At 42.3% G+C, this 11,938-nt stretch carries 9 protein-coding genes, 4 tRNA genes and 3 rRNA genes; 1 reads left to right on the forward strand and 15 read right to left on the reverse strand.

The window, feature by feature from the left end; genetic code table 11:
* From ACSKY2_RS04305 to ACSKY2_RS04350, 10 genes are all read right to left on the reverse strand, one after another.
* A tRNA-Gly gene (locus ACSKY2_RS04305) sits at positions 1-73 on the reverse strand.
* 4 nt (positions 74-77) lie between these two features.
* A tRNA-Thr gene (locus tag ACSKY2_RS04310) sits at positions 78-150 on the reverse strand.
* 50 nt (positions 151-200) lie between these two features.
* A tRNA-Lys gene (locus tag ACSKY2_RS04315) sits at positions 201-273 on the reverse strand.
* 2 nt (positions 274-275) lie between these two features.
* Positions 276-348 (reverse strand) — tRNA-Val (locus ACSKY2_RS04320).
* Positions 349-354: 6 nt separating this feature from the next.
* Positions 355-471, reverse strand: a 5S ribosomal RNA gene (gene rrf / locus ACSKY2_RS04325).
* A gap of 87 nt (positions 472-558) precedes the next feature.
* Positions 559-3,474, reverse strand: a 23S ribosomal RNA gene (locus ACSKY2_RS04330).
* A gap of 253 nt (positions 3,475-3,727) precedes the next feature.
* Positions 3,728-5,302, reverse strand: a 16S ribosomal RNA gene (locus tag ACSKY2_RS04335).
* The 16S, 23S and 5S rRNA genes sit together here with 4 tRNA genes alongside, the layout of an rRNA operon.
* 438 nt (positions 5,303-5,740) lie before the next feature.
* On the reverse strand, positions 5,741-6,127 hold the full coding sequence (locus ACSKY2_RS04340; protein ID WP_489840956.1) for a hypothetical protein: 387 nt from the start codon (positions 6,125-6,127) through the stop codon (positions 5,741-5,743).
* 19 nt (positions 6,128-6,146) lie between these two features.
* Positions 6,147-6,545: a CvfD/Ygs/GSP13 family RNA-binding post-transcriptional regulator gene (locus ACSKY2_RS04345; RefSeq protein WP_489876898.1), complete on the reverse strand. Its 399-nt coding sequence runs from the start codon at positions 6,543-6,545 to the stop codon at positions 6,147-6,149.
* 59 nt (positions 6,546-6,604) lie between these two features.
* Positions 6,605-7,189: a peptidylprolyl isomerase gene (locus ACSKY2_RS04350; protein WP_489876899.1), complete on the reverse strand. Its 585-nt coding sequence runs from the start codon at positions 7,187-7,189 to the stop codon at positions 6,605-6,607.
* A 136-nt stretch (positions 7,190-7,325) separates the two neighbouring features.
* Between ACSKY2_RS04350 and ACSKY2_RS04355 the strand changes: the two genes are divergently transcribed.
* A complete protein-coding gene (locus ACSKY2_RS04355; protein ID WP_489876900.1) occupies positions 7,326-7,988 on the forward strand; it encodes a VTT domain-containing protein in 663 nt (220 codons plus the stop codon).
* 52 nt (positions 7,989-8,040) lie between these two features.
* Here the strand turns inward: ACSKY2_RS04355 and rpoZ are convergent, their stop codons facing one another.
* The 5 genes from rpoZ to ACSKY2_RS04380 form a co-directional block, all read right to left on the reverse strand.
* On the reverse strand, positions 8,041-8,244 hold the full coding sequence (gene rpoZ / locus ACSKY2_RS04360; protein ID WP_489840952.1) for a DNA-directed RNA polymerase subunit omega: 204 nt from the start codon (positions 8,242-8,244) through the stop codon (positions 8,041-8,043).
* Complete coding sequence (gmk, locus tag ACSKY2_RS04365) at positions 8,241-8,858, reverse strand: guanylate kinase (RefSeq protein ID WP_489840951.1); 618 nt, start codon at positions 8,856-8,858, stop codon at positions 8,241-8,243. Before gmk ends, rpoZ begins: the two co-directional genes overlap by 4 nt.
* 83 nt (positions 8,859-8,941) lie before the next feature.
* The gene (recN, locus tag ACSKY2_RS04370) at positions 8,942-10,633 is read right to left on the reverse strand and encodes a DNA repair protein RecN (protein ID WP_489840950.1); all 1,692 of its coding nucleotides are present in this window, start codon (positions 10,631-10,633) and stop codon (positions 8,942-8,944) included.
* A 24-nt stretch (positions 10,634-10,657) separates the two neighbouring features.
* The gene (locus tag ACSKY2_RS04375) at positions 10,658-11,101 is read right to left on the reverse strand and encodes an arginine repressor (protein ID WP_489876901.1); all 444 of its coding nucleotides are present in this window, start codon (positions 11,099-11,101) and stop codon (positions 10,658-10,660) included.
* A complete protein-coding gene (locus tag ACSKY2_RS04380) occupies positions 11,088-11,936 on the reverse strand; it encodes a TlyA family RNA methyltransferase (protein WP_489840948.1) in 849 nt (282 codons plus the stop codon). Before ACSKY2_RS04380 ends, ACSKY2_RS04375 begins: the two co-directional genes overlap by 14 nt.
* Positions 11,937-11,938 lie beyond the last annotated feature (2 nt).

The raw sequence follows: 11,938 nt of genomic DNA on the forward strand, positions 1-11,938 counted from the left end.
AGCGAACAACGGGATTCGAACCCGCGACCTCTACCATGGCAAGGTAGCGTTCTACCAACTGAACTATATTCGCATGATGCCGACTAAAGGGTTCGAACCTTCGACCTCCGCTTTACAAGAGCGATGCTCTACCAACTGAGCTAAGTCGGCAACAATCATACAGTTGCCAGTTTGACGAAATAGATAACATATTATTAAAGTGGGTCGTCTGGGGCTCGAACCCAGGACCCATGGATTAAAAGTCCACTGCTCTGCCAACTGAGCTAACGACCCAATGGACGTTACAGGGTTCGAACCTGTGACCCCCTGCTTGTAAGGCAGGTGCTCTCCCAGCTGAGCTAAACGTCCATTGATGCATCGCAACTTCCTATCCTCGCAGGAGGCGATCCTCCAACTACTTTCGGCGTAACTGAGCTTAACTGCTGTGTTCGGTATGGGAACAGGTGTGACCTCAGTGCTATCGTCACGACACGATTACTATTAAAAGCAACCACGAGATTAATTATCTCAAAACTGAATCATAATGTCAATACTTTTTTGCCTTACACCACTTGCTACTTGGTTAAGTCCTCGAACCATTAGTACTAGTCCGCTCCATGCGTCACCGCACGTCCACTTCTAGCCTATCTACCTCATCATCTTTGAGGGGTCTTACTTCATTACTGAATGGGAAATCTCATCTCGAGGCGAGTTTCACACTTAGATGCTTTCAGCGTTTATCTCATCCGTACATAGCTACTCAGCGATGCTCCTGGCGGAACAACTGATACACCAGTGGTACGTCCACCCCGGTCCTCTCGTACTAAGGGCAGCTCCTCTCAAATTTCCTACGCCCGCGACGGATAGGGACCGAACTGTCTCACGACGTTCTGAACCCAGCTCGCGTACCGCTTTAATGGGCGAACAGCCCAACCCTTGGGACCGACTACAGCCCCAGGATGCGATGAGCCGACATCGAGGTGCCAAACCTCCCCGTCGATGTGGACTCTTGGGGGAGATAAGCCTGTTATCCCCAGGGTAGCTTTTGTCCGTTGAGCGATGGCCCTTCCATGCGGAACCACCGGATCACTAAGCCCTACTTTCGTACCTGCTCGACTGGTAAGTCTCACAGTCAAGCTCCCTTGTGCCTTTACACTCTACGAATGATTTCCAACCATTCTGAGGGAACCTTTGGGCGCCTCCGTTACCTTTTAGGAGGCGACCGCCCCAGTCAAACTGCCTGCCAGACACTGTCTTCCACCACGCTTAGTGGTGTGAGTTAGAGTGTTCATACAACGAGGGTAGTATCCCACGTTTGCCTCCATCGAAACTAGCGTCCCGATTTCTACGGCTCCTACCTATGCTGTACAAGCTGCACAAACACTCAATATCAAGCTACAGTAAAGCTCCATGGGGTCTTTCCGTCCTGTCGCGGGTAACCCGCATCTTCACGGGTCTTTAAATTTCACCGAGTCTCTCGTTGAGACAGCGCCCAGATCGTTACGCCTTTCGTGCGGGTCGGAACTTACCCGACAAGGAATTTCGCTACCTTAGGACCGTTATAGTTACGGCCGCCGTTTACTGGGGCTTCAATTCGTACCTTCGCCGAAGCTAAGCACTCCTTTTAACCTTCCAGCACCGGGCAGGCGTCAGCCCCTATACGTCATCTTACGATTTTGCAGAAACCTGTGTTTTTGATAAACAGTCGCCTGGGCCTATTCACTGCGGCTCAGCTTGCGCTGAGCACCCCTTCTCCCGAAGTTACGGGGTCATTTTGCCGAGTTCCTTAACGAGAGTTCACTCGCTCACCTTAGGATGCTCTCCTCGACTACCTGTGTCGGTTTGCGGTACGGGCAGGTAAACACTAACTAGAAGCTTTTCTCGGCAGCGTGACATCACAGACTTCCCTACTTGATTTCGGTCCTCATCACAACTTATCCTTATGACAGCAAGCATTTGACTCACTCTCAGACTCATTGCTTGACCCAGCTTTTCCAACTGCTGGGTTCTGTTAGCCTTCTGCGTCCCTCCATTGTTCAAACATGTTCACCTGGTACAGGAATCTCAACCTGTTAGCCATCGACTACGCCTTTCGGCCTCGCCTTAGGTCCCGACTAACCCTGGGAGGACGAGCCTTCCCCAGGAAACCTTAGTCATACGGTGGACAGGATTCTCACCTGTCTTTCGCTACTCATACCGGCATTCTCACTTCTAAGCGCTCCACCAGTCCTCACGGTCTGACTTCATCGCCCTTAGAACGCTCTCCTATCGCGCCACTGATGTGGCACCCGTAGTTTCGGTGGTGTGTTTAGCCCCGGTACATTTTCGGCGCAGAATCACTCGACTAGTGAGCTATTACGCACTCTTTAAATGGTGGCTGCTTCTGAGCCAACATCCTAGTTGTCTATGCAACTTCACATCCTTTTCCACTTAACACACACTTAGGGACCTTAACTGACGATCTGGGCTGTTCCCCTTTCGACAATGGATCTTATCACTCACTGTCTGACTCCCGGACATACGTGATTGGCATTCGGAGTTTATCTTAATTTAGTAACCCGAGATGGGCCCCGCACCAAAACAGTGCTCTACCTCCAACACGCTATCTTCCGAGGCTAGCCCTAAAGCTATTTCGGAGAGAACCAGCTATCTCCAAGTTCGATTGGAATTTCACCGCTACCCACACCTCATCCCAACATTTTTCAACATGTACGGGTTCGGGCCTCCAGTGCGTTTTACCGCACCTTCACCCTGGACATGGGTAGGTCACCTGGTTTCGGGTCTACAACAACATACTCGAACGCCCATTTCAGACTCGCTTTCGCTACGGCTCCGGTCTTTCCACCTTAACCTTGCATGTTATCGTAACTCGCCGGTTCATTCTACAAAAGGCACGCTATCACCCATTAACGGGCTCTAACTTGTTGTAGGCACATGGTTTCAGGAACTTTTTCACTCCCCTTCCGGGGTGCTTTTCACCTTTCCCTCACGGTACTGGTTCACTATCGGTCACTAGGGAGTATTTAGCCTTACGAGATGGTCCTCGCAGTTTCCGACCGGATTTCACGTGTCCGGCCGTACTCAGGATCCTACACGGGAGTTTGCTTACTTTCGCATACGGGGCTATCACCCTGTTTCGCTCAGCTTCCCAGCTGCTTCTGCTAATAAACAAATTTGTAACTCCACAACGGTAGTCCTACAACCCCAGTGTGCAAGCACACTGGTTTGGGCTTCTCCGCGTTCGCTCGCCGCTACTGACGGAATCGATTTTTCTTTCTTCTCCTGTTGCTAATGAGATGTTTCAGTTCACAACGTCTACCTTCGTTCAACTATGTATTCATTGAACGATAACTTGCATCACAAGTTGGGTTCCCCCATTCGGAAATCCCCGGATCATAGCTTACTTACAGCTTCCCGAGGCATATCGGTGTTAGTCCCGTCCTTCATCGGCTCCTAGTGCCAAGGCATTCACCATGCGCCCTTAATAACTTAACCGATCAACTCTCGTTGATGATTTCGTTTGAGTATTGTGACTCAACGGTCACAAGCGATTTTAAACTGATTTAAAAAACTCAAAAAATTACGCGGTGTATTTTTTCGGCTCAATTTAATTGATTAATATCAATTGAAATGAATTTAAAAATTTACAATTATGATTCAGTTTTCAAAGAACTAATAAATCAGAGAGATAAATCTCTCAAAACTAAATATCGTTTCGTTGACTGTGTAAGTTTCCGATTTTCCTTAGAAAGGAGGTGATCCAGCCGCAGGTTCTCCTACGGCTACCTTGTTACGACTTCACCCTAATCATCTGTCCCACCTTAGACGGCTGGCTCCTAAAAGGTTACCCCACCGGCTTTGGGTGTTACAAACTCTCATGGTGTGACGGGCGGTGTGTACAAGACCCGGGAACGTATTCACCGCGGCGTGCTGATCCGCGATTACTAGCGATTCCGACTTCATGTAGGCGAGTTGCAGCCTACAATCCGAACTGAGACATACTTTAAGAGATTAGCGCACCCTCGCGGGTTGGCGACTCGTTGTATATGCCATTGTAGCACGTGTGTAGCCCAGGTCATAAGGGGCATGATGATTTGACGTCATCCCCACCTTCCTCCGGTTTGTCACCGGCAGTCTCACTAGAGTGCCCAACTGAATGCTGGCAACTAATAATAAGGGTTGCGCTCGTTGCGGGACTTAACCCAACATCTCACGACACGAGCTGACGACAACCATGCACCACCTGTCACCTTGTCCCCGAAGGGAACGTCCTATTTCTAGGATTAGCAAGGGATGTCAAGACCTGGTAAGGTTCTTCGCGTTGCTTCGAATTAAACCACATGCTCCACCGCTTGTGCGGGTCCCCGTCAATTCCTTTGAGTTTCAACCTTGCGGTCGTACTCCCCAGGCGGAGTGCTTAATGCGTTAGCTACGACACTCAAGGGCGGAAACCCTCGAACATCTAGCACTCATCGTTTACGGTGTGGACTACCAGGGTATCTAATCCTGTTTGCTACCCACACTTTCGAGCCTCAACGTCAGTTACAGTCCAGAAAGCCGCCTTCGCCACTGGTGTTCTTCCATATATCTACGCATTTCACCGCTACACATGGAGTTCCACTTTCCTCTACTGCACTCAAGTCATCCAGTTTCCAAAGCCATTCCTCAGTTGAGCTGAGGGCTTTCACTTCAGACTTAAATAACCGTCTGCGCTCGCTTTACGCCCAATAAATCCGGATAACGCTTGGAACATACGTATTACCGCGGCTGCTGGCACGTATTTAGCCGTTCCTTTCTGGTAAGATACCGTCACACACTGAACAGTTACTCTCAGTGCCGTTCTTCTCTTATAACAGTGTTTTACGAGCCGAAACCCTTCATCACACACGCGGCGTTGCTCCATCAGGCTTGCGCCCATTGTGGAAGATTCCCTACTGCTGCCTCCCGTAGGAGTATGGGCCGTGTCTCAGTCCCATTGTGGCCGATCAGTCTCTCAACTCGGCTATGCATCATGGCCTTGGTAAGCCTTTACCTTACCAACTAGCTAATGCACCGCGGGTCCATCTCTTAGTGATAGCAGAACCATCTTTCAACCAACAACCATGCGGTTGTTGGTATTATACGGTATTAGCACTTGTTTCCAAATGTTATCCCCTGCTAAGAGGTAGGTTACCCACGTGTTACTCACCCGTTCGCCACTCTTTGTCAGATAAAATCAAATCTGAGCAAGCTCGTCATTTCATTTAAAGACAAAGCGTTCGACTTGCATGTATTAGGCACGCCGCCAGCGTTCATCCTGAGCCAGGATCAAACTCTCATTTTAAAAGTTTGAGTATCACTCAATTGTTGTTATTTGTTTAACAGAAGTTAAACGAATTTATTAGCGAATTGACTTCGCAAATGTTTTTGTATCAAGCAATTTGCTTGATGACCCTACACATTTGTTTCATCGAAACGATATTCAGTTTTCAAAGAACTATCTCAAGAAAGCGTTTCCTCAACGCCAGCTATATTAGAATAGCAACTTTGATAAATAATGTCAAGAAGAATAATTACTCAAGAAGAATAATTACTTATCAAGTTTATTGAAAATGTTGCTTTTCAAACAAGACTTAATAATCATATCTGATTAGATGATGATTGTCAACATTTAATTTCAATTAATTATTATTGCGTTTAAATAAAGAATGTAATCTTTCTTCAAAACTCAACTTTTTAATAATACCTAATTTAGAATTGAATTGCAAGTGTTTTTTAAAGATTAGTCTAATTGTGCCACTCCAGTCATATCAACATTCTTCAGAAAATCAACAACATCTTTTGCATTCACAAATTGTAATCCTAAAAGATTTAATCTCTCTAGATTCAAAGCATTAGCATCAACTGGCTCAAATGTATATAACGATACTAGATCTTCTGTAGAATCTAGACCTTGTGTATGCCACGCTGCAAGCTCACCAAAACGTAAATTGTTTATATCAATACCTAATTCATCCTGCATACCACTCACAATTGATCCTAAAGCTGTATCACCCGCATGCTTGTGCATTTTGACAGTGTAAAATTTCGGCAATGGTACTTCATCCGTTACTAAAAAATATGATTGTTCATTTCGAGTAAAAATAATGGTACCTGCAATAAGTGACATCTTAATCTCCCTATGTTCTTTACTGATGTAATCTGTCTAAGGCTTCATGAATCATTGCTGATCCAGATTCAGAAATTGTTTCAAAACCAATCTGTAGATGCTGATTTGTCCAATAGTGATGTTGTGCATATTTATGGTCATGCATTACTTTATCCTTGCTAAGAGGCAACTTATCATAACCATCTAATACTGTACGTCGTGACAGTGATATCTTTTGACTATAAATGTCAATATCTAAAATCATCACCCGAATTGATTGACCAACTTTAATTTCATCTTCAATTTCTCGTATGTAAGCTGATCGACATTCTGATATATGAATCAAACCTTGATGCTGTTCATCCAATTGAACAAACGCACCATAAGGTTGCAAACCAGTTACTGTTCCTTCAACAACATCCCCAATATGAAATGTCATTACTATCCCTCCTTATAAATTTTGTCATATGTATCCGAGAATAACTCCCGGTGCAACCGTTAATCTGTAACCGTTGCTTTTAAAATTTGAATATCAGCTTTGGGCTTATCTGCAAAATCAACCTTTTGTGTTGCCATGTTATCAATGACATCCATCCCGTCAACAACTTGGCCAAACACAGTATGATGCTTGTCTAACCATGGCGTCCCACCATGATTAGTATACGCTTCTAAAATCTCATTTGGTACTGTACCAGCAAGTGATTGTAACATCCGTTCAGGTACTTTATGAGCTTGTACAATAAAGAATTGTGAACCATTCGTATTAGGGCCAGCATTAGCCATTGACAGCGCACCACGAAGATTAAAGACTTCATCTGAAAACTCATCTGAAAATGGCTTTCCCCAAATCGACTCACCACCCATACCGGTACCAGTTGGATCGCCACCTTGGATCATAAATTCATTAATCACACGATGAAAAATAATACCATCATAATAGCCTTTCTTAATTAAGCCAACAAAATTTTCAACCGTCTTTGGCGCTTGTTCAGGAAATAGTTGCACTTTAATATCACCTAACGTTGTTGCTAACGTTGCAACTGGTCCAGTAACTTCATCCATATCTAATTGTGGCAATGCCATTGTTATTCACCTCTTAAGTTATGTTAAATACATTGACGTTATTATAACATATAACTTACAGGGGCTTAAAAAAGTGATAAACTAGTAGCTAAGTAATTTTAAGTCAATTGACAAAATATAGGAGTTTAAACACAAAATGGTTCAAATTATTGACATATTCCTCCATCTTGATGTTCATTTAAATAATCTTGTAAATGCTTGGGGTGGTTGGTCTTACGCCGCGCTATTTGCTGTTATTTTTATTGAAACAGGTGCTGTTGTGTTACCATTTTTACCTGGTGATTCATTGTTATTTGCAGCAGGTTCAATTGCTGCCCTATCAGGTAATTCACTCAACCATTGGGTACTAATTTTATTGTTCTGGATTGCTGCAACAAGTGGTGATTCCCTTAATTTTTACCTTGGTCGAACTGTTGGATTGAAATTAGTTCATCATCCGATACTTGGTCGCTTTATCAAGGAAAAACATTTACAGGAAGCAAATGATTTTTTTGTTAAGCATGGCAAAATGGCTATCATCTTAGGTCGTTTTTTACCAATTATTCGAACATTAGTACCTTTTACAGCTGCAGTATCAGGGTTCCGTTACCGAAACTTTATTATGTTAGAAATGTTAGCCGTAACGCTTTGGGTATTTATAGCAGTCGAAGCTGGTTTTTATTTTGGCGGTAATCAATTTGTCAGCGAACACTTTTCAATCGTTTTGATTGGTATTCTGATTGTTTCTGCATTACCCGCAATTATCAGTGCCTTGCGTCAAATGATTGTATCAAAAAAACAAAATCAAATGAATAAATAAATAGAAAAAGGACGATAGCTTAATGGCTATCGTCCTTTTTCTATTTATTTTGTTATTTTGTCGAATCATCAATAACAACATTACCCGCTTCAATCTCTTCAAAAGCTTGTCCGATTGGCTTTACCGAATCAAACTTTGCTAAAGTTGGTAATTCACCTTCTTCTAATTCATGAGCACGTTTTGCTCCCAAAGCAATTAACTTATAACGTGAATCAACTTTTTCTAGTAACTTATCAACAGATGGATATAAAATCATGCTTCTAACTCCTCAATCATTTTAATATATTCAGGCAATACACGATTAACACGTAATCGTTCCACTTTAATAATGTCCTTTATACGGTTAACTGCCAATGATACTTCATCATTAACAACAGCATAGTCATAATTAGCCATCATTCGAATCTCAGCAGTTGCTGCCGAGACACGACGATCAATAACATCCATGGCTTCAGTACCACGCCCAATTAACCGTTCTTTTAAAGCTGCTAAATCAGGTGGTGTTAGGAAAATATAGGCGCCTTCTGGCATCTTCCCCTTCACTTGTAAAGCACCTTGGACATCAATTTCTAACAGCACATCACGGCCTGCAGCAAGTGTTTGGTCGATAAATTTTTTCGGCGTACCATAATAATTGCCTACATATTCAGCATATTCCAACATATCACCATTTGCAATTTCTGTTTCAAATTCATCACGAGTCACAAAAAAATAATCTTCTCCGTTTACTTCACCATTTCTAGGCTGTCTAGTGGTCATTGAAATAGAATATTGAAAATCAATATCTGGTTCCTCAAATAAGGCTTTTCGCACTGTCCCTTTACCAACACCAGATGGTCCAGAAAGTACGATTAATACGCCACGTTTCATGGTACACATGCTCCTAACTTTTTGTTTCGCTATTTAAGTAGATATTTTACTCGTTTTTCCCATTTGAGACAACTATATTCACTTTATTCGCTGGATTTCTTATGAACATGCGCCCTTTTCAATAAATCTCGTGCATTTTCTTTAGCAGCACTGGTGAGTTCATTTCCTGATAACATACGTGCTAACTCATCAATTCGTTGGTCCTCTGTTAATGGTCGCACCATTGTTTCCGTTCGTTTACCAACAATTTTCTTTTCAATAAAGAAGTGGTGATCTGCGACTGCTGCCACTTGTGGTAAATGCGTAATTGTTAAGACTTGTGAGTATTGACCAATAAAAGCAATTTTTTCGGCAATTGCTTGCGCCACTCGCCCAGAAACACCCGTATCTACCTCATCAAATATAATGGATGTGACCCCTTGTTCCCGGGAAAAAATTGTTTTCATAGCTAACATCATACGAGATAGTTCACCACCCGAAGCAATTTTTGCGAGCGGTTTCGCACCTTCTCCCAAATTAGTTTGTATATAAAATTCAACACCATCTGAACCTGTTAAATTCATTTTTTGATTTGTAAATTTTACTGAAAAAACCGCTTTATCCATATACAAATCTTTTAATTGCTCATGAATTTGACTAGTTAATAACTTTGCTGATTGCAGGCGGATATGATGCAACTTATCAGCTAATTTTTGGGCTGCTTTTTTGGCTATTTGTACTTCATTAGCTAATGTCGCTGCGCTTTGTTCATGGCCACCCATTTGGGCTAATTCTTCATCAACCTCTTGTTGATGTGCAAGAACATCTGTTACACTAGCACCATATTTTTTCTCTAATGAACGAATAAGATTTAATCGTTCGTCTACATATTGTAAGCGCTCTTCATCAAATGATAAACTGTCTCGAACATTTAAGATATCTGAAGTTGCTTCTTGCAATTCATAATAAGCGCCTCGAACAGCTTCCGTTAACTTTGTATATCTTGGTGATAGTTCTTCAATATCTTCAAGTTCACTCATAGCTGTTGCAACTGTTTCTAAACCACTGTGTTCCCATTCGCCATCCAATGCTTCGTATGCTTTTGACAACGCCGAAAGAACATCTTGAAAGTTCGTTAATTCCTGATATTCCGTTTCAAGGCGTTCTTCTTCACCAACAACCAAATTTGCCTCGTTAAGTTCTTTACTTTGAAAACTTAACATATCTAAACGTTGCGCCCAAGCTTGCTCATCATCTTGTCGTTTGTGATATGCCGCTTCTAATTGTCGATATTTGTGATAAGTTTTCTGATATTCTTTTAGAATCGGTTGTAATTGTTGACTTGCAAACTCATCTAACAGTCCCAAATGCTGTTCTGGTTGCATCAGTGCTTGATGTTCATTTTGCCCATGAATATCCACTAAATGGCGTCCTAATGCTTTTAAAGCAGTCGCATTCACCAAGGTATTATTGACTCGAATGACATTTCGACCATTACGATGTAGTTCACGATGAATAAGTAGTTGATTATCTTCCAAAGCAATACCTAAATCTTGTAAAACTTCACGAAGCGCTGCATTTGGTTCGATATCAATCAGCCCTTGTAAAATTGCCGTATCGGCACCTTCACGAATATAATCTTGTGAACCACGGCCACCTGTTAGCAAGCCTACCGCATCGATAATGATAGATTTTCCAGCACCAGTTTCACCTGTCAGTACTGTCATTCCTGGCTCAAAACTAATATTTAATTTTGGAATAATCGCAAAATTTTGAATAGATAGTTCTTGTAACATGCGTCCTCCAATCGTTTATCCAATCTATTGTAATTTTTGTGTCACAAATGCTTCTGCTTGGATGCCTTTCTTTAAAATAATTAATACATCCGAATCATCACCTAACATGCCAAATAATTCTTCAAAATTTGCTTCTTCCAAAGCCAATTTTAATGCAGGACCTGTGCCAGGCAGAACGGTAATCATAACAAAATTATCCTGCGTTCGAATCGTCGTCGTTGGTTCTTGAATAATACGTTTAATATGAGCTATCGCATCGGTTTGGGCAACAACAGCATACGCAAACCCCTTTGTTTCAAGGGGTACCTTTACCAACTGCATTTCAGTAATATCTCGAGAAATCGTGGCTTGTGTCACTGCCCATCCCAATTTATTCAACTCACTCACAAGGTCTTCTTGTCTTTGAATCGTCTTTTGATTAATTAATTCTCGAATTGCTTGTTGCCGTTCTTTTTTAGTTCTTCTCATCCGCTTTCCCCTCATGATGAGCATTTAATTGCGCATGTGCAGCTTGAACAACAGCTTCACGCTCAGCCATCGTCATTGTACTTTCACCACCATCTAAAACAAGGTGTGCTAAAAATTCAATATTTCCCGAACCACCCTTAATTGGTGAATAATCCAACCCAACAATGCTAAAGTTTGCTTGTTTTGCATAATCTGCAACTTTATCGATCACTTGACTATGAATTGCTGCATCTTTAATAATGCCATGTTTTCCAACAGCTTCACGTCCTGCTTCAAACTGAGGTTTAATCAAGGTTGCAACTGAGCCACCTGGTACTAATATTTTTGACAATGGCGGTAAAATAAGATTTAACGAAATGAAAGAGACGTCAATCGTTGCGACATCTGGTCGACCATTGCGAAAATCCGCTAATTGAGAATATCTAAAATTCGTGTTTTCCATCACGACAACACGATTATCTGATCGTAATGACCATACCAATTGATTAGTGCCGACATCTAAGGCATAAACTAGTTTTGCACCATTTTGCAATGAAACATCTGTAAAACCGCCTGTTGAAGAACCAATATCAAGAACCGTTTTATCGGTCACATCTATATTGAAAACACGTAACGCTTTTTCCAATTTAAAGCCCCCACGTGAAACATATGGCATTGGTGTTCCCTTTAAATGAAGTTCAGTTGTGACTGCTATCTTTTCACCAGCTTTATCCATTCGTTGCTCATTAGCCCCTAGTATTTCACCCGCCATAATTGCTCTTTTGGCTTGTTCTCGAGAATGAAATAAGCCTTGTTGTACTGCTAAAACATCTACTCGTTCTTTTTCTATGCCCATGT

It is taken from the genome of Weissella sp. ESL1156, from assembly GCF_058505625.1.

Excerpts from the sequence above, each read along its gene's own strand:
- ACSKY2_RS04350 (WP_489876899.1), bottom strand. The coding sequence starts at position 7,189 with ATGGCATTGCCACAATTAGATATGGATGAAGTTACTGGACCAGTTGCA.
- gmk (WP_489840951.1), bottom strand. The coding sequence starts at position 8,858 with ATGAAACGTGGCGTATTAATCGTACTTTCTGGACCATCTGGTGTTGGT.
- rpoZ (WP_489840952.1), bottom strand. The coding sequence starts at position 8,244 with ATGATTTTATATCCATCTGTTGATAAGTTACTAGAAAAAGTTGATTCA.
- ACSKY2_RS04380 (WP_489840948.1), bottom strand. The coding sequence starts at position 11,936 with ATGGGCATAGAAAAAGAACGAGTAGATGTTTTAGCAGTACAACAAGGC.
- recN (WP_489840950.1), bottom strand. The coding sequence starts at position 10,633 with ATGTTACAAGAACTATCTATTCAAAATTTTGCGATTATTCCAAAATTA.
- ACSKY2_RS04355 (WP_489876900.1), top strand. The coding sequence starts at position 7,326 with ATGGTTCAAATTATTGACATATTCCTCCATCTTGATGTTCATTTAAAT.
- ACSKY2_RS04375 (WP_489876901.1), bottom strand. The coding sequence starts at position 11,101 with ATGAGAAGAACTAAAAAAGAACGGCAACAAGCAATTCGAGAATTAATT.
- ACSKY2_RS04345 (WP_489876898.1), bottom strand. The coding sequence starts at position 6,545 with ATGACATTTCATATTGGGGATGTTGTTGAAGGAACAGTAACTGGTTTG.
- ACSKY2_RS04340 (WP_489840956.1), bottom strand. The coding sequence starts at position 6,127 with ATGTCACTTATTGCAGGTACCATTATTTTTACTCGAAATGAACAATCA.